This window comes from Priestia sp. P5 (assembly GCF_029522155.1).
Taxonomy (GTDB): domain Bacteria; phylum Bacillota; class Bacilli; order Bacillales; family Bacillaceae_H; genus Priestia; species Priestia megaterium_E.
This window is the reverse complement of record NZ_JAKWFJ010000001.1, coordinates 1,028,506-1,045,575: the sequence shown is the minus strand read 5'-3', so window position 1 is coordinate 1,045,575 and position 17,070 is coordinate 1,028,506. Positions and strand designations below refer to the sequence as shown.

Genomic DNA, 17,070 nt, shown 5'->3' with positions numbered 1-17,070 from the left:
ATACTCATTTGCTTCATTTGACAAAGAAATAAATGCTGTGTAATTTAAGTAACATACCCCATCTAAAATGTTTTTAGAAAGGATTAAGTAGCAAGATGCGTACAAAAAAAGAAGAGCGTATAATTGACGAAATGGGAAGAGTATCCCTTCCTTCTTTGTTTATGCAACTAACAAAACTCGAGACGAACGACAAAGTTTTTTTACGGAGCTGTGATGATTGGATTATTATCGATCATCATGATGAAAATATCCCGGTTCCTTCTCATATCTTCATTCGAACAATTGACCATATGGGTAGAATAGTCATTCCAAGATCCCTGCGAGATGACTATGAACTTAAGCCCTTTGATTATGTAGAACTATACGTGGTAGAACAGCAAATTGTTATGAAAAAAAGAGACGAAAAATCGATAGCGCTTTCACAAAAACCTACGGCGTCTCCTCCTTATTATGCAACATTAGCCGGCCGGCAGATTCAGCTCACTTCTGAACTTTTAACGTCCGTCGAATTAGATGCAAACATGGAGGTTCAATTTTTTATTAACAAAGAAAATAACATTGTGATTCAGAAATATGAAATGAATTTTGGTAAGAAAACGAATTTAACATTTACAGCTCAATCTCGAAAAATTGATGACCGCTTTCGACTTACTATTCCTAAAAAGCTGCGAGATGATTTCTCCATCCACTCAGGTACGATGTTAAAAATCAAGACAGGTAATAAGCAGCTCATTTTAGAAAAAGTGGAGAATGAAAAAGAGATTAGCAGCGTATTATCTCAGCAAATAGACGCAGCAATTGTTGAAAAATTACGGAAATAAGAACGACGCCAAAAACAAATGGTTTCCTACGATTTCAAAGCAAAAGCTAAGAGTTACGCATAGACTGACCCTTTCTATACTCAACTCTTAGCTTTTAGACTTATCTTTTTATTTCTTTATAGATTGTCTCTACTGGATAATCGCTAAAGCGGCTCATCCACTCTTTTACTGTGAGTGTGATACGATCTCGATATGCGGGATTATTCGTGTAGAATTTCACTTTGTCACTGTCAACAATTAACGCTACGTAATAATAGCCTTGCTTATCATATTCAATGATCCCTTCCATAAGCGTGTACAAACCGGTTACTCCACCTGATAGCGCTGTTGCTCCTAAGCCGTCTAAATCTTTTTCTTCATGGACGATTTGAAAGTTATCAACAAGCGCTTCGTAGTCATTTCCTACAAGTTTTTTCACATTTTCATCCTGTTCACTTGGAAGGATATCGAGTTCTGATAAAGTCTTCGTATGTTCTGTGATCTTTCCTTTTTTATACGTGCCGTCAAAAGAAACATTTAACCCGCCGTAATAGGAACAGCCGGCAGTAGCATCAACTTTGATTTCTTTTTGACTTAACGTGAAGTTTAGTACGCATTCAGTAGCTTCTTCCGTGTCTTTATAAATAGCTTTATTTCCTTCCACCTCTGCTTTCCCTTCTATTCCTCCTGCATGCGCACCGTATGCTGCACCTATTGTAAAATCAAAAGAGCCGCTTGTTGAATTAGTGATGGTTAACCCTGCTTCTTGATGATGAATGTCTCTTGACCATTCTCCGTCATAGCTTCCGCTACTTTGCTTCGATTGTGCCGATGCTTTGATTGAATCAGTGTTCTCTGCCTTAGAAATATCCTTTAAGCGTAATTGATCACCCGACCATACCGCTGAATATACCCAATCATACTCCTTTATCGTTTCCGGACCATTAGGCTGAACAATCATAATCACTTCATGGGTTTGGATATCATAAGCAGAGTCTGCTTTTTTAAAGTCAACCACTTCATAATCTACTAATCTTTCTTGAATTCCTTTGCCATGTAAATGACTAATTAAAGACTGCTGATCTCTATAAAGAGAACTTCCTTGCACCAGATAGCTGTTTACTTCTTTGAAAGAACCGTTGTTGATTCCTTTTATTAAACCTTGCAAATATGACTTGATTAATACATTAGCCGTTTGTTTTGTAGGGGTAGATACGTTGATTTCATCTTTAACAGAAGCTGTAGTACTTGTTGAAGGAGTGCTTGACTTTTGATGGTTGCCCTTTTCCTGATCATCATTTTGCTCCGATGCGTGAATAGCACTTTCTTTTTGTTCAAGATGTTGAGCACTTGAAGTAATGCTTTCTTTTTCGTCGCGGGAAGATACCTCATTTTGCTGACAGCCGCTTATAAGTAAACTAACCGACAGCAAAATACTAACCACACTGATGCTTATAGTGGAACGTTTCATGACTTCTCCTCTTTTCTTCTCTAGTTACACAGAACGATTCATTAACACTACAATTATACTAAAATAAAACATAATTTCCATATATATTCAAATTGTTGTAAATAATTTGAATATATGATTATAATGAGGTACTTTGCATAGAGGAGGCTGATTTAGTTGAAGATCTCAACAGGAGCTGAATTTTACGATAATGACGAGACGTTTTTGGCCTATACACAACGCCGGCAGCAAAAAGAAAATGCCAACGATACGATTGAAAAACCGGCCATTTTACAGCTTCTAGATGATGTTACAGATGCAGACGTTTTAGACTTAGGGTGCGGAAACGCTGGATTTGGCGCGGAGCTTCTTGAACAGGGATGTTTCTCTTATACCGGAGTAGACGGCTCGATTAATATGATAAACGCGGCTCAGCAACAGCTTTTAAACTATCCAAATGCAAGAGTGCTCCATGAATCGATGGAGCATTATACTCCACCACGCACCGAATACGATTTGGTTACTGCAAGACTGTCTCTCCACTACATGGAAGACTTAGCCTCCATTTTCACTAAAGTGAATCAAGCACTCAAACCTGAAGGAAGATTTATTTTTTCCGTTGAACACCCAGTCATTACTTCCACTTTGCAGCCTTCCGCTCTGCGCACAAACTGGACGGTGGATAACTACTTCTCAATGGGATTCCGTCAGCAGCACTGGATGGGCGGATACGTTCAAAAGTATCATCGCACGCTTGAGGAGTACTTTTCTTTGATGCAGCAAAGCGGCTTTACGGTCACAAACTTAAAGGAAGCGTGCCCTCAAAAAGAACACTTTGACAATGTTGAAACTTACGAGCGTCGAATGCGTATTCCTTTGTTTTTACTAATGAGCGGCGTGAAAAATAGATAAACTAAAAATGCTAAGAAAGATCTTAACTAGTCTTTCTATAGGTAGAATCCATGTGTAGTCATTTTCAATTATTTGACCAAAAAAAGCACCAGACCCTTTGTTAAGGAAACAAAGGGTCTGATGCTTTTTTAAAGAAAAGTTTACTTAGCGTTTGTACTAATATAGCGTTTAATTACTTCATAAACATAGTCTTGACAAGCTGCTGCTGTGTTTGGATTATATTTTCCACCGTTTACTTTGTTGTTAGATAGCACTCTGATACCTAAGAATGGAACGTCATAGCTTCCTGCGATTTGTGCTGCCGCCGCGCCTTCCATTTCTTCTACAGACGTCCCGTACTTAGTATGGAACCACTTAATTCGATCCACTTCGTTATTCCACGTGTCTGCTGATCCTATCGTTCCTTCAACTACTTTTCCTTTTTTATATGTATCTTTTACTGCATTTGCAGCCGCCAGTAACTTCTTATCGCCTTCATAATAGCGAGCTTTTTCAGCATCAGGATCTTCGCCAGCACTTCCTTCAGAAGCCATTAAATCCATGGGCTTCCAAGCAGCAGGATCTATTCCTTCGCCTTCTTTTTTATCTTCGGTTTTTAAAGAGCCTATATTCGTTGCTCGCTTTCCTAACACAATATCAAACACGTTCAGGTTTTCATCATGTCCGCCTGATGTTCCTTGATTGATAATTGCTCTAGGATGGTATTTTTCTATAGCTATCGCTGTAGCAGCTGCCGTGTTTTCCATTCCTTTTCCCGTTTTAACTACGATGACTGGATAATTATCGACAGTTCCTTTGTAAAAAACAAAATTCCCTGACTTCTCTTCTTTTACATTTTCTAATTTTTTAGCGAATTTCTGCGCTTCTATCGGCATCGGCCCTTGAACAATAATAGGCTTCTGCTTCTGTTTATCTTCAGCTTCCTTTTTTAAAGCTGTGTTACACCCGGCAAGTACAGATAATAATAAAACCATACCAATGGTAAATAAAGCCCCTGTTTTTAACATCTTGTTTTTCATAGATTGATACTTTCACTCCATTTCATTTTGCTGTTTCATACACTCGATGATCGGACAAAAGCAAAAAACATAGAACATTTTTGATCGTCTACGTTTTTTAGAGTCAAAGTATAAAAAATTAAGCATGGAATAAAGCTTGTGTCTGGATAAACCGAACATTTTTATACTTTAACTCGTAGTCCAGTTCTTTGAATGGGAACCAGGTAGAGACACTCAGACCATATTTCTAAGCATATACGAGCAATATTTTTCACTTTTTAAATGTATCAAATACAAAATGGTTATTCAATATAAAAAGCGAATATTTTAATATTATTTATATAAATTGTTCGTCTTTAACACATTCTCACTAAATATATTACAAATCCCTATCTCAAAACAAAAAAAGAGGCTGAGACATAACGAGATGAATCCAATCTAAAGACGCACAAATGGCATACATGAGCTGAACCGCTTGTGACACCGCAGTTGATTTCCGTGCAAGACTTCGCTTTCCGCGGGCGGCCGGTGAGCCTCCTCGTCGCTTGCGCTCCTGCGGGGTCTCACCTGTTCCGCTTTCCCCGCAGGAGTCTTCGTCTTGCCCTCCAATCACCTGCTAGAAGGATCTAAACAGGTGAAACCTACGTTCGCCCTAACAAAAAAAACGAACCACTAATCAAAAATTTTGATCAATGGTTCGTTTTTCACTTCGTCTAAAATACTTTTGTTCCAGCCTCTTTTTCTACTTACTATTTACCGTTCTACCTTCATTTAACGTTTATTGGCAGCGGTGCATGAGCCGCTACAAGCTTCTGTTCACGCATTTCTTCCCAGAAGGCTGCCGGAATGACGGTGTTTAATGCAGCTTTATCTTCAGCAATACGCTCTGGACGACTAGCGCCAGGAATAACAGCAGCAACCGCTGGATTAGCGAGTGAAAATTGGACAGCAGCAGCTTTAATGCTAATCTGATGACGATCTGCAATCGCTTTGATTTTTTCTACTTTTTCCATAATGTCTGGAGATGCTTTTTGATATTCAAAATGTGTACCTCCAGCAAGAACGCCTGAGCTGTACGGTCCACCGACAACAATGTCCATATTATGCTTTACAGCTTCGGGCATCACTCGCTGCAGCGCACGTTCATGATCTAATAACGTGTAACGGCCAGCCAGCAGCGAGACATTCGGCTTTGCTTCTTCCAGCTCCAGCATGATTTCAATTGGTTCTACTCGGTTTACTCCAAGCCCCCATCCTTTAATAACTCCTTCTTCACGCAAGCGTGTAAGCACACGAAATGCGCCCGTTCTAGCAGACTCAAATTGTCCTACCCACTCATCTCCATAAAAATCTTGCGCGACATCATGAATATACACAAAGTCCAAGCGATCTGTTTTCAAACGGTTTAAACTTTGCTCGATCGAACGAAGAGTTGCATCTGCGCTGTAGTCATTGATAATTTTATTTTTACGGCCAAATTCAAAAAGTCCGCCTTTTTCTCCCATATCACGTGAAGATGTGTCTTCTAGTTCATCTGAAATGACGCGACCTACTTTCGTACTTAGCACATACTCATCGCGATTTCTTTTTGATAGTGCTTCACCAAGGCGCATCTCCGCTAAACCAGCTCCGTAAAGAGGGGCTGCGTCAAAGTAGCGAATCCCGCTTTCCCAAGCAGCATCGACCGTTGCAATGGCCTCTTCTTCTGGAATATTACGATACATATTGCCCAGTGGTGCTGTTCCAAAGCCTAATTTTCCTTGCAGTATCTCTCTCATATTCATAAAACCTCCTGATATTTTTGTAACTCTATTTTAGAAATTTATCAGTATGAGGGTAAACTCAACCACTGATCTATTCATTAAATGTCATATTATCCCCTGACAAAATTTATTATGAAGCATATACACAATAAAAAAAAGTACGCACTTCAAAGTAATATGGGAACTAAAAAGTAACCTACTAAGGAGCAAATGAGTTTTTCAGACTCTCCTTTTATTTATGTACTTTCTACTTCTTACTCATGCAAACAAACATTGTGCATACAATAAGCAGAAAGCTACTTTATAAATGAGGTGAGTATTTTGAGAGATGAATACTTCAAAAAAATTGAAGATAAGCTCGATAAGCTTGATGAAATGGACGATTCCACAATGAAAGAAGAACAAAAAGATGAGTATTTTCAAAGTCTGCTAAATGATATGGATGATTTGTTAAAAGACATGCGCCAGAGAGAAAAAGACTCCGACCATCTTGTCAGTGAACATATGAAAACGGTTAATGACATATTTGATAACGCAATCAAAAACTTAAAAAAAGACCGAAATTAGCGTTACAATGCTTCTACTTCTTTTTAATATACTGATTTTTCTGTTTTTTAAATATAAAAACATAGAATTTCATATGTAAAAATGGTATTTTCAGTATACGCAAACTGTAGGAGTGAAAAGAGGAATGAAAAACGGTCACTTTAAAGAACGAGTAAAAACGAAGGAAGAGCTTCGCCGTATAGTCGGCGCGCCTAACAAATTAGCACATCAAAAAATAATTTCTTATTTAGATCGACACTGCCGGGAATTTATTAAACATTCCCCTTTTGTCATCATCGCTACAGCTGATCATAAAGGAATTTGCGACAGCTCTCCGCGAGGTGATTATGCTGGTTTTGTACAAGTAGTGAATGAGAAAAGGCTGTTGATTCCAGAGAGGCGCGGCAATCAAAAAGTAGATTCACTGGAAAATATTTTATCTAACCCTCAAATAGGGATGCTTTTTTTGATTCCAGGCGTAGAAGAAACGCTGAGGGTGAACGGCAGAGCTTGCATTGTAAAAGACAAAACGCTGCTTGAAACAATGACGGTTCACAACGAAACTCCGCTGCTCGCTATCGGCGTTGAAGTACAGGAATGCTTTCTCCACTGCAGCAAAGCGTTCAAGCGATCAAAACTGTGGAATCCAGAATCTCGGGAAAGAGTCGAAACGCTTCCTTCCGCAGCTAAAATAGTCGCAGAACATGCAGGCTTTTCCACTCTAGAAAGCCGTACCAATCCCGAAGAAAACAAAACTCAGCACCTCTATGAAAAAAAGCCGCTATAATGCGGCTTTTGTCATTTTACCATCAGAAACAGTATACCTCCGGCAATGATTAAAACTGGTAACAAAGCAAGAAGCACGCCTTTTTTGAACTTCCTATGTATTCATGATCACCATAAGCGCGGCCTGATCTAAAATCTACTTTCACCTGAGATTCTTCTTTTTTATATTCTTTTTTCATCCTCTTTGCCTCCTAGCGGCAGTTGAGCGTCAATTTGCTTATTTAAACTGCACCATAGGGCAACTATTTCTTCCATGGGCGTAGCTTGATAGTGCTGCAGTTCTACCCATTCATTTAACTGAACAATCGTCGTTTCCATGTTCATTTCTCCTTTAAGCACGTTTTTTCAAAAACCTTCCCCATATAATATTCATCGACTGATTTTTCATCTACAACGAGTGAACATACTTTTTTCCCTTCTATTTCAAAACCCATCTTTTTATACAGCGAAATGGCCGGTTCATTGTGGGTCATAACCGTTAGCTCCACTCGTTTAATGCCGCTCTGCGCTGCCCATTTCTCCATTTCCTTAAACAACGAAGTGCCGATGCCCCGGTTTCCGTAAGATTGAAGTACGCCAACAGCTAAGTATGCGCTGTGTTTTTTTCGGTTAACGCTTCCGCCAATCACAGATAAATGTCCGACAAGCTGTCCGTCTTGTTCCGCCACTAAAATGGTCGAGTTCGGCATCTTTAAAAAAGCTGTAATCATTTTTTTCTGCTGTTCAAGCGTAGTCGCACGCTCATTTTCTTCGTACAGCATATATGCTGTTTCTTTATCAAGCTCTTTATTTAACGCTAAAAAAGCGGCTGCATCGGAAGCTAAAATTTCTCGAATCACGTTTACCCCTGCTTTCGTCAATAGTAGTTAACTAGAAAAGAACGTTAATAAACGGATGATATCCTTACACACGTGCTGAACGTTTTCCAAGAAAAGCAGTGAAGATAAAACATATACTAAAAGCGACGGCTGAAACGAAAAAGCCAAGCATCCACCCTAAAGCTCGCATAAACGTATCTTCATTGGGATACAGAGGCTTAACGCTTAGCCACTGGATCACCATAATCAATGCCACTATCAAGTAAAAGCTGCTTCCTGTTAAAGCCATTTTAAGACGATTTTTAAATGACCCTGTCCATGCTGCACTAAAGGCGCTCCACGTAAAAATACTTACAATCGTCGCTAAAAACATAAGAACAATATGTAGATAAGGGATATCTGTAAACATGAGAAGATAGAGTAAAAATATTGTAGTACCAAAATATAAAGCATTAATGCCAAACAAATAGCCTCCGCTCAGCCAGTGATTTTGATTTTGAAACCACTTTTTCTTGCTGAGACGTTCTACCACTCCGCTCGGCATCCACAGCGTACGCGAAAAAATAATCATCGCCAGCACAAGTACCATGCCAGCTAAAAAGAATATTGACACCTTTTTACCAGCCTTTCTATTCAAAATAAATATGGTTAATTATACTATTAATAACAAAATTAAACTATGGTTTTCTTTACTAATAAAGAGGCTTAGACATAACAAAATTACTCCAACCTAAAGACGAACAAATGGGATAAATAAGCTGGACTGGTTGTTACACCGCTGTTGATTTCCGTGCAAGGCTTCGCTTTCTGCGGGAGTCTTCGCCTTGCCTTCCAATCAACAGCTAGAAACTATTATATACATGACACCTACGTTCACCATACTAATAAAAAAACCGAACGAAGTTGATTCTGTATTAAGAATCTCGATTCATCATTCGGATCTTCTTTCAACGAAAATACTTTTGTCACAGCTTTTTTTCTACGCCTATTTACATTCTTCCTCCGGTAAACGGATTGATTTCCCCTGTTAAATCACGTCCTGCTTTCTTTTCTTCGTGTGCGATGCGCTTGCCAATCGCAATTTTATTCCAAATTAGTGGCACCCAAATACACGCTCCGAACAAAATCATCCAAAAAAGTTCTCCCATTTCTTCCACCCTTTCATATTCTGCTTTTATTTTGAAGACAATAAGAAACGCGTATACACTTTTTATTCTTGATTTGAATCACTCATACCGTATGAAAAGAAATACACTAGGATTGATAAAGCCATTCCGTAAACGGTCCAAGCCGCTAGTAAAATGGCGTACTGATGATTGATAAAAAACACTCCGCTTGAAATCAGCAGCAGGATAAAACTAATCCATTTTACTTTTTTCATTACTCTATCCCCTTTACTTAACCTTTTACAGTAAGTTTCTTATTGTCTACTTGTTATTACGGACAAACTGTATAAAAGTTCCATATTTTTAAAATAAACGGAAAATAATTTGATAAAACGTTCAACTATCGATTATCATATACCTTAAAGTAAGCTTTACGATTCATAAGTAGGAGTGAACAACCTTGTCTTATAGCATGAAAGAAATGAATGAAAAAACCGGGCTTTCCGCACCGACTTTACGCTACTATGAAAAAGAAGGAATCCTTCCTTTTATAGAGCGTGATGAAAATGGAAAGCGCCTCTATAATGATACGAATATTGAATGGATCCGTTTTATTTTGGCTCTGCGCTCAACGGGCATGCCGCTTGCAGAAATTAAGCGCTACGTAGAGCTCTATAAACAAGGCGAAAGCACGATTAAAGAACGAAAAAACATGATGCTTCAGCATAAAGAAGCGGTGGAAGAAGAAATGGCTAAAACCTTTAAATATCTTGAACAAATTAACTATAAGCTCTCTTTGTACGACTCGCTAGAAGCAAGATTAACGCAAAAAGAAATTAAAATTTAAACACAAAAGTCCGCAGGTGTACCTGCGGACTTTTTATTAATACAGTGAATTTACGGTATTCAACAGCTCTTCTGACCATGTCCAATCGCTGATTTCAACCGCATCTGTTACGTGGTGCAATTTACTAGCTCCGATAATGCTTGACGTTACAGCAGGCTGATTCAATACCCATGAAAGAGCAAACTGAGACAAACTTACTTCATTTTGTTCTGCTAACTTGCGATACTGCTCCACCAGCTGAAAGTTTTGGTCTGTAAAGTAGTTTCGCAGCAGCTTTTCACCATGCGCAGCGCGGCTTTCTGGCGGCACGTCATTTGGTGTTTTATATTTTCCTGAAAGCATGCCGCGCGCTAACGGACTGTATACCATGACGCCTACACCTTCAGACTGACTAAACGGCAGCAGCTCTTGTTCAATTTCACGAGAGAGAAGATTGTACTGAGGCTGAACGGAAATAAATTTTTCAAGATTCATTTTGTCACTAATATGATGAGACTTTGCGATTTGCCACGCGGCATAATTTGAGCAGCCAATATAACGAACTTTGCCTTGACGAACTAAATCATCTAGCGTGCGAAGCGTTTCTTCCATAGGTGTATGGTGATCAAAAAGATGAACTTGATAAAGATCAATGTAGTCCGTCTGCAGTCGTCGCAGCTGATTATCCACTTCTCTCATAATATGTGTACGTGAAAGACCTTTATCATTTTTGCCTTTTCCTACGGCAATGCCGACTTTTGTTGCAAGCACAACATCATCTCGTTTTCCTTTTAACGCACGTCCAATAATTTCTTCAGATTCCCCTGTGCCATATCTAAACTCTTCATCCTGCCCTTTTCCGTAATAGTTGGCTGTGTCAATGAAGTTAATTCCGTTGTCAATGGCGCTATGTAAAATAGCTGCCGACGCTTTTTCGTCAATCCATCGTCCAAACGCCATAGTACCTAGACATAAATTTGATACTTCCAGACCTGTTTCTCCAAGCTTTCGATATTGCATCGATACCCTCTCCTTTTTATAGCTGTCTTTACTCTCTCTTATCATACACCTTAACGTCCACTTTAAGACAAGCCTTAAGCGTGCGTGCATATACAAAAAACTGCTAGGAACAGGCAGTGCTTCTAGCAGTTTTTTGTTTCATTTTCCGCTTATTTTTTTGTAATTCGCTTCTTCAGTATACATAATATGGTAAGATAAATCATAGCTTACTCGTTATCAAAACTACATTAAGCTGCCGCTGTTAAAATAACGGCGATTCCATTAAAACAAGCGTGAATGATCATACTCGGAAGCAACGACTTTGTTTTTTCGTACACCCATGCAAACACGAGACCTGATAAAAAGTTAACGGGCAAGGTATTGTACGTTGGAATATGCACTAGCATAAAGATAAACGAACTTCCCACTAATCCAAACACAATTCCTCCTTTACGTTTCAGCCATGTATAAAAAAATCCTCGGTAAATAATCTCTTCATAAAAAGGTGAGATTACAGCAGCTGAAACAAAAGCAAGTATAAATGAAAACAGCGACAGGTCCTGCTGTAAACTGGCTGTTTTTTTATTTTCATACGTCATACCAAACCATTCCATTAGCACAACAATTGCCACGCTTCCTAAGATCAGCACAAAAAGCCAAAAAAGAATGCGCGGCCAGTGCCGTTTTGAAAACGATTGAAAACCAATTTTTCTATCACCAGCCTGAACCATCAGCCCATACAGAGCTGATAAAAACACAGCTGCCATAACAAACCCAGTAGCTGTTCCAGCATAAAGATCATTTTTAAACAAGGAATGTAAAGCATCCTGCAATATACCTTCAATTAAGATAGGCACACCAACAAACGTGACGACCAGCATAATTACAAATGATTTTATTGTCCATAATCCTTGATTTTTTTGTTTCAATTTACTTCGCCTCCCTTTTACATATATTCAGTGTAAAAGGTGACGTGACGTTACCTGCAAGCATTTTTTTTGGAGGGGTTAAAAATGATTTATTTTTCTACTGGGCAAGCCGCTAAAAAATTAGGCCTCACGGTGCGTACGCTCCGTTACTACGATCAAATTGGCTTGCTTCATCCATCGTCAAAATCAGAAAATGGAAAACGCTCCTACTCAGAAACGGATTTAGTCACACTAGAGAAAATTACTTTGTTAAAAAACTTAGCTGTTCCTTTGCGAGATATTGAACTTATTCTTCACAAAGTGAGTATCGATGAACTTCTAGCCATTCATCAGCAAAAACTTCAGCAAAAAGCGATGGAAATTCAACAAGCTTTAAAACATACTCACACGCTTCGCAACAGTATAAAAATAGAAGGTGAATTAAACTGGAAGCAGCTCCTTCCTTTAGTTGACAATGAAACTAATATCAAGAGCAGCTGGACGGATCTGCTTTCGCTTTCTTTAGAAGAAAGCGAGATTCTGCAGCATGATCTGCCTAAAATGGAGCATGCGAGTGCGGATAAATGGATTAACATCATAAAACGAGTTCAGCTTTGCTTAAAGCATCAGCGTGCACCTCAATCTGAAGACGGACAGCTGATTGCAGCTGATATACTGCTTTTATCGAGTGAGCTATTTGGCCCTCATACGGCTTTAGAAAAAGCCTTTTGGGATGTTCGCAAATCTCCTGAGGCATCAAGTTCACTTAATCTCTACCCTATTGACAGCGAAGTCCTTCAATTTATTGAAGGTGCGATTATTTTTTACGAACAACACACAAAGGAATGAAGGTATTGAAAAAAGAAAAGCTGTTTGCTAATTCTTCTTATAAAAAATTATTTATTTCAAGCACTGCGGCAAGCTTTGGAGATTTATTTGATATGTTCGCGGTGATGACGCTTTTTACATACGTGTGGCACGCAAATTCTCTCTGGATTACGCTTATTCCTGTCGCGTACGCTTTGCCTAGCATCCTGCTAAGTCAAGCAGCAGGAAATTTAGCGGACCGCTGCGATAAAGTACAGCTGATGTTTCTGTCTGAACTAGTCCGTCTTCTGTTCACGTGTCTGTTATTTTTCACAAATGAACCGCTTTTGGCACTTGGGGTGCTGACGCTGCGCTCGATGAGTTCTGTTATGAAAGTGCCCGCACAGCTCGCTTACGTTCGAGAAGTGGTCAAACAAGAGCAGCTGCTGCAGGCTTCTACTTTACAAAACATTATGTTTCAAATTGCCAAAGTTGTGGGGCCGTTTCTCGGAGCCGCCGCGCTGACGATTACAACGCCAAAAGCATGCATTTTAGTTAATGCCGCAGCTTGTATGATTTCTATTTGGGTGCTGTTTTCACTTAAAAAAGCAGGTAAAAATATTCAAGGGCAAGCTGCTCGTTCTTCCCATCCACCGAAAAAAACGTACTCAAACGGCTGGAAAATCGTTTTTCAGCACTCAATCCTTTTACGCGCCGTTATTTTGTTTCACCTTTCGTATTTTGTCGTGATGCTTGTTGACGCTCAAATTAGCATCTTCCTACGAGATGTGCTGCCTCACCATCCGGAAATGCTCGGCTGGCTGCTTTCTGGAATCGGACTGGGAGCGCTAGCAACAGGAGTGTATCTTAATAGAAAAAAACAGGTTCACCATCCATTTAGACTTTTATCACTCGGCCTGCTTCTATTTGGAGGGGCTTTATTTTTCATTAGCTGCTTTAATCCAGCCGTTATGTCACGCTATTTCATTTTGATTGCTGCACCTATTGGAGGGGCCGGAGTTGGGCTTAATTTACTGCTGTTTAACTATATCGTTCAAACATACAGCGACAAGAAACACCTCGGAAAAGTGTACGGATTCATTAACACCTTAACGAGTGCCGTTTTACTTACTGCTCCTCTTCTTGGAGGCATGGTCGTAAAGCTTGCAGGTGCTCAGACGACTTTTTTAACGGCGGCAATCATCATCGTAAGCGTTGGATTTATAAGTATGCTGATGCCGCTGCGTGATAAACGGGAAAGGAACGTTCAGATTGACGCATAAAAAACAGCTTGAGGTTATACCTCAAGCTGTTTTTATAGACTTCTGTTCATCAACCAGCGGCTACATAAATCAAAGCAGCTAATACGTTCGGTACTGCAATAGCTCCAAATCCTTTTGCATCTTCAACTCGGCTCACCTTGCGCGTCTTTTTGGCTGAAAAGAATGTGCCTGTACTTCCTAGCACGATACTGTCAATAAGGTATGCCAAAGCTAAAACCAGCGATACTGCCCCCATTGTGCCTGACACAAAATAGAGATAGCTCCACTTCCCTGTAAAAGCAGCAAGAGCAAGAACAATCCCGACCATCACGATTCCTGCTATAAATCCTTTTTTAATCATTGCATTCCTCTTCCCTTCCTACTCCTCAAATTTTACCATATACTTCTTTTTTTGTATGACACCTTACATTTCATTCTACTACACTCACATTTTATGGTAAAATTAGTAAGAGAGGTGGTACATATGAAAAAACGTCAAGGAATCACGCTGCTTTTATTTATACTCGGAGCAGCCTCTATTTCTTTTGGGATGGCTTTAAAAAATATCTTTCCTTATTCCCCTGCAGCCGGCTGGATTCTAGGGACGCTGCTTTTGCTAGGAAACTCATTTTATACGAGAAGATACTTACATAAAAGGTCAATTAAGAAGTAAATATCCGCCCCGAGCCGTATATACAAACCTTCATTCGGTTATGGTAAAATAGATAAGCAAAAACTGGATGTAAGGAGATTTTGAGTTTGAAAACAGGATTAATATCTGGCATTATATCTTTAATTATTGTGATTATCATTTCTATTACAGCAGGCAACTGGCAGTATATTTACTATATTTCAGGCCCTCTTGGCATATTACTTACGGCAATTGCACTCGTAACCTTACTGGATACATTTCGATTTGAAACGAGAGGACCTTACTTTACCCCGGTCCGGCAGCGAGAGGATACAGAATGGATGAAACGTTTTATTATTGCAGCTGTTCCTCATTTAGTTGCTTCATGTATTTGTATTTTATTTTTATAGAGCTCAAAAAAAGGTTAAAACATAACGAAATGACTCTAACCTAAAGACGAACAAATGAGATACATGAGCTGAACCGCTTGTTACACCGCAGTTGATTTCCGTGCAAGGCTTCGCTTTCCGCGGGCGGCTGCTGAGCCTCCTCGTCGCTTGGCTCCTGCGGGGTCTCACCTCTTCCTCTTGTCCCGCAGGAGTCTTCGCCTTGCCCTCCAATCAACTGCTAGAAGGAACGAAACAGATAAAACTATATTCACCATCATAAAAAAAACGAACCACTAATCAAACATGTTAATTAGTGGTTCGTTTTTCACTTGGGCTAAAATACTTTTGTCCCAGATTCTTTTCTCATTTACGAAATGCCGCGGGACATGCCGTAATAATCAATGCGGTAGTCCACAGATCCTTCTGCAAATACATTTACAGCTGATTTGGAATCTTTTTTCGGGAATACCCTGGAAGTGAAGACAATTTTGCCGCCGTTTATATAAATTTCGACGATGCTTTTGTCGACAAATACGCGAACATCGACTTCGTTTGACGCTGTCCATTTTTCAGAGCGAACCACACCATATTCCGTTGCATATTGATGGTGGAATGAGGAGCGGTCGAGTCGCACTTCTTGCTTTTCTGTATCAAACACGAGGCGAAGCTCTTCTTCTTTACTATTAAACAGCTCTAAACCAAACTGTTTGGCCCCTATCTCCCGGAACGTCATATTGATTTCATATGCATTGTTTGTTGCTTCATCAATAATCACTTCTTCATTTTTTAGCGTTCCTCTAAAATGAACCGCTTGATCTCGAAGCTTATTTAGCTCTTCTACAGGCTTTTGAACAAGTTCATTTCCTTCAAGCGAAAGCTCACGAGGAAGCGTTAAGGCATGAGCCCATCCATATTCGTCTGACGGATAGTCAACGTCTGGGTTTCCAATCCACGCAAACAGCAAGCGACGTCCGCTTTCATCTTGGAACGTTTGCGGTGCATAAAAGTCAAACCCTTTATCAATTTCACGGTAATACTCCATTTCAAACGTTAAACTTTCCACATCAAATGTTCCAACCGCGTAAATCACATTATAAATATTATGAAAATCGTGGCCATCCGCTTTGATTCCTTGCGGTGAAAAGACAAACACATCTTTTCCGTCCAGTTTAAAGTAATCCGGGCACTCCCACATATAGCCAAAGTCAGGAAGCGATGTTTTAACTTCGCCTTTAAATGACCACTGAAGCGCATCGCTTGATTCATACACAATTAATGCGCCCGTCTCGTTTTCACGCTGAGCGCCTAGCAGCATATAATATGTATCATTTTCTTTCCATACTTTCGGATCACGCACATGTCCTGTATACCCATCAGGAACGCCTCGTACCGCTGGATTATGCGTGTATTTTTCTACACTTCCATCCCTGTTTAGCATCGCGATACACTGATTAGCTGAACGTGAGCCGTCTTCGTATTTTACATTCCCTGTATAAAACAGCAGCCCTTGACCATCTTTTTCGATCGCGCCGCCTGAATATGCGCCGTGCGATTCATATTCTTCCGTTGGCGTTAGGGCAACCGGAAGGCGTTCCCACGTTACTAAATCCGTAGATTTCACATGAGCCCAGTGCTTCATTCCATGCATCGCACCGTACGGATACCACTGATAAAACACGTGATATTCACCGTTTAATTGAACCAATCCGTTTGGATCATTCATCAGCCCGTACTGTGGATGAATATGATAAATCGGCTGCCAGGTGTCTTTGATTGCTTTGTCTTTTAATGCTTCTAACTCTCCAGATTTCGCTTCTAAAATCGTTCTGTACTTCGATTCAGCCATTTCTTCAATCCCTCCAGCATTTAAAAAAAGAGAACGTATTCTCCTTGCACTCTATGATATAAAATTTCAAGTGAAAATGCTACCAAAGAACGAATGTTGTCGTTTTCTTGTGTCGGATTTTATAGATAAGTTTTTTTCTGTTTTTACAGCAGAAAAGAAGGTTTTTCTGTCAGGTGGTTGAATACTATATACAATCAAATTTCACCAGCCTGTACGAGCGTCC

At 39.7% G+C, this 17,070-nt stretch carries 24 protein-coding genes and 1 riboswitch; of the genes, 9 read left to right on the top strand and 15 right to left on the bottom strand.

Features of this window, described 5'->3' with window-relative positions:
• Positions 1–95 precede the first annotated feature (95 nt).
• Positions 96–821 carry an AbrB/MazE/SpoVT family DNA-binding domain-containing protein gene (locus MMB69_RS05370; RefSeq protein ID WP_221783736.1) on the top strand — a complete coding sequence of 242 codons (726 nt, stop codon included), beginning with the start codon at positions 96–98 and terminating at the stop codon, positions 819–821.
• Positions 822–921: 100 nt separating this feature from the next.
• Here the strand turns inward: MMB69_RS05370 and MMB69_RS05365 are convergent, their stop codons facing one another.
• Positions 922–2,271, bottom strand: a complete 1,350-nt coding sequence (locus MMB69_RS05365) for a TcaA NTF2-like domain-containing protein (RefSeq protein WP_221812516.1) — start codon at positions 2,269–2,271, stop codon at positions 922–924.
• 156 nt (positions 2,272–2,427) lie between these two features.
• On the opposite strand from MMB69_RS05365, the gene MMB69_RS05360 reads away from it, so the two are divergent.
• Complete coding sequence (locus MMB69_RS05360) at positions 2,428–3,162, top strand: class I SAM-dependent DNA methyltransferase (protein ID WP_221783732.1); 735 nt, start codon at positions 2,428–2,430, stop codon at positions 3,160–3,162.
• A 140-nt stretch (positions 3,163–3,302) separates the two neighbouring features.
• Here the strand turns inward: MMB69_RS05360 and MMB69_RS05355 are convergent, their stop codons facing one another.
• The 3 genes from MMB69_RS05355 to MMB69_RS05345 form a co-directional block, all read right to left on the bottom strand.
• The gene (locus MMB69_RS05355; RefSeq protein ID WP_264408451.1) at positions 3,303–4,181 is read right to left on the bottom strand and encodes a 5'-methylthioadenosine/S-adenosylhomocysteine nucleosidase; all 879 of its coding nucleotides are present in this window, start codon (positions 4,179–4,181) and stop codon (positions 3,303–3,305) included.
• Positions 4,182–4,337: 156 nt separating this feature from the next.
• Positions 4,338–4,441, bottom strand: a riboswitch (purine riboswitch).
• Between the two features lie 113 nt (positions 4,442–4,554).
• Positions 4,555–4,773, bottom strand: coding sequence for a hypothetical protein (locus tag MMB69_RS05350; RefSeq protein WP_264408452.1), 219 nt, complete (start codon positions 4,771–4,773; stop codon positions 4,555–4,557).
• Positions 4,774–4,927: 154 nt separating this feature from the next.
• The gene (locus tag MMB69_RS05345) at positions 4,928–5,938 is read right to left on the bottom strand and encodes an aldo/keto reductase (RefSeq protein WP_277447293.1); all 1,011 of its coding nucleotides are present in this window, start codon (positions 5,936–5,938) and stop codon (positions 4,928–4,930) included.
• A gap of 306 nt (positions 5,939–6,244) precedes the next feature.
• On the opposite strand from MMB69_RS05345, the gene MMB69_RS05340 reads away from it, so the two are divergent.
• Together MMB69_RS05340 and MMB69_RS05335 are read left to right on the top strand one after the other, a co-directional pair.
• Positions 6,245–6,490: a hypothetical protein gene (locus MMB69_RS05340; protein ID WP_221783725.1), complete on the top strand. Its 246-nt coding sequence runs from the start codon at positions 6,245–6,247 to the stop codon at positions 6,488–6,490.
• 124 nt (positions 6,491–6,614) lie between these two features.
• Positions 6,615–7,256: an MSMEG_1061 family FMN-dependent PPOX-type flavoprotein gene (locus tag MMB69_RS05335; protein ID WP_277447292.1), complete on the top strand. Its 642-nt coding sequence runs from the start codon at positions 6,615–6,617 to the stop codon at positions 7,254–7,256.
• Positions 7,257–7,305: 49 nt separating this feature from the next.
• Here the strand turns inward: MMB69_RS05335 and MMB69_RS05330 are convergent, their stop codons facing one another.
• The 6 genes from MMB69_RS05330 to MMB69_RS05305 all read right to left on the bottom strand — a co-directional run bounded on the left by MMB69_RS05330 (position 7,306) and on the right by MMB69_RS05305 (position 9,454).
• Positions 7,306–7,434 (bottom strand): nucleic acid/nucleotide deaminase domain-containing protein, encoded by a 129-nt coding sequence (locus tag MMB69_RS05330; protein ID WP_264408457.1) that lies wholly within the window; start codon positions 7,432–7,434, stop codon positions 7,306–7,308.
• Positions 7,418–7,573: a hypothetical protein gene (locus tag MMB69_RS05325; RefSeq protein ID WP_260506657.1), complete on the bottom strand. Its 156-nt coding sequence runs from the start codon at positions 7,571–7,573 to the stop codon at positions 7,418–7,420. The genes MMB69_RS05330 and MMB69_RS05325 overlap by 17 nt, the downstream gene beginning before the upstream one ends.
• A 2-nt stretch (positions 7,574–7,575) precedes the next feature.
• A complete protein-coding gene (locus MMB69_RS05320) occupies positions 7,576–8,094 on the bottom strand; it encodes a GNAT family N-acetyltransferase (protein ID WP_277447291.1) in 519 nt (172 codons plus the stop codon).
• 64 nt (positions 8,095–8,158) lie between these two features.
• Positions 8,159–8,686: a hypothetical protein gene (locus MMB69_RS05315; RefSeq protein WP_269871356.1), complete on the bottom strand. Its 528-nt coding sequence runs from the start codon at positions 8,684–8,686 to the stop codon at positions 8,159–8,161.
• 376 nt (positions 8,687–9,062) lie between these two features.
• Entirely contained in the window at positions 9,063–9,221 is a 159-nt protein-coding gene (locus tag MMB69_RS05310; protein WP_162213596.1) for a hypothetical protein, read from the bottom strand.
• A 62-nt stretch (positions 9,222–9,283) separates the two neighbouring features.
• A complete protein-coding gene (locus MMB69_RS05305; RefSeq protein WP_176551730.1) occupies positions 9,284–9,454 on the bottom strand; it encodes a hypothetical protein in 171 nt (56 codons plus the stop codon).
• Positions 9,455–9,639: 185 nt separating this feature from the next.
• Here MMB69_RS05305 and MMB69_RS05300 point away from each other — a divergent pair, with 185 nt between their 5' ends.
• Positions 9,640–10,026, top strand: coding sequence for a MerR family transcriptional regulator (locus MMB69_RS05300; protein ID WP_277447290.1), 387 nt, complete (start codon positions 9,640–9,642; stop codon positions 10,024–10,026).
• 36 nt (positions 10,027–10,062) lie between these two features.
• Here MMB69_RS05300 and MMB69_RS05295 read toward each other — a convergent pair whose 3' ends face one another.
• Complete coding sequence (locus MMB69_RS05295; protein WP_264408460.1) at positions 10,063–11,025, bottom strand: aldo/keto reductase; 963 nt, start codon at positions 11,023–11,025, stop codon at positions 10,063–10,065.
• Positions 11,026–11,252: 227 nt separating this feature from the next.
• On the bottom strand, positions 11,253–11,933 hold the full coding sequence (locus MMB69_RS05290) for a CPBP family intramembrane glutamic endopeptidase (RefSeq protein ID WP_221783712.1): 681 nt from the start codon (positions 11,931–11,933) through the stop codon (positions 11,253–11,255).
• A gap of 84 nt (positions 11,934–12,017) precedes the next feature.
• Here MMB69_RS05290 and MMB69_RS05285 point away from each other — a divergent pair, with 84 nt between their 5' ends.
• Together MMB69_RS05285 and MMB69_RS05280 are read left to right on the top strand one after the other, a co-directional pair.
• On the top strand, positions 12,018–12,761 hold the full coding sequence (locus tag MMB69_RS05285; RefSeq protein ID WP_277447288.1) for a MerR family transcriptional regulator: 744 nt from the start codon (positions 12,018–12,020) through the stop codon (positions 12,759–12,761).
• Complete coding sequence (locus MMB69_RS05280; protein WP_260506654.1) at positions 12,758–14,002, top strand: MFS transporter; 1,245 nt, start codon at positions 12,758–12,760, stop codon at positions 14,000–14,002. Before MMB69_RS05285 ends, MMB69_RS05280 begins: the two co-directional genes overlap by 4 nt.
• A 49-nt stretch (positions 14,003–14,051) precedes the next feature.
• Here the strand turns inward: MMB69_RS05280 and MMB69_RS05275 are convergent, their stop codons facing one another.
• Complete coding sequence (locus tag MMB69_RS05275; protein WP_221783709.1) at positions 14,052–14,342, bottom strand: hypothetical protein; 291 nt, start codon at positions 14,340–14,342, stop codon at positions 14,052–14,054.
• A 123-nt stretch (positions 14,343–14,465) separates the two neighbouring features.
• Here MMB69_RS05275 and MMB69_RS05270 point away from each other — a divergent pair, with 123 nt between their 5' ends.
• Positions 14,466–14,654 carry a hypothetical protein gene (locus MMB69_RS05270; protein WP_221783708.1) on the top strand — a complete coding sequence of 63 codons (189 nt, stop codon included), beginning with the start codon at positions 14,466–14,468 and terminating at the stop codon, positions 14,652–14,654.
• Between the two features lie 86 nt (positions 14,655–14,740).
• A complete protein-coding gene (locus MMB69_RS05265; RefSeq protein ID WP_028414975.1) occupies positions 14,741–15,022 on the top strand; it encodes a hypothetical protein in 282 nt (93 codons plus the stop codon).
• Positions 15,023–15,062: 40 nt separating this feature from the next.
• Here the strand turns inward: MMB69_RS05265 and MMB69_RS05260 are convergent, their stop codons facing one another.
• Both MMB69_RS05260 and MMB69_RS05255 read right to left on the bottom strand, forming a co-directional pair.
• Positions 15,063–15,236, bottom strand: a complete 174-nt coding sequence (locus MMB69_RS05260) for a hypothetical protein (RefSeq protein WP_269871428.1) — start codon at positions 15,234–15,236, stop codon at positions 15,063–15,065.
• A 132-nt stretch (positions 15,237–15,368) separates the two neighbouring features.
• The gene (locus MMB69_RS05255; protein WP_277447287.1) at positions 15,369–16,847 is read right to left on the bottom strand and encodes a glycoside hydrolase family 32 protein; all 1,479 of its coding nucleotides are present in this window, start codon (positions 16,845–16,847) and stop codon (positions 15,369–15,371) included.
• Positions 16,848–17,070: the final 223 nt, after the last annotated feature.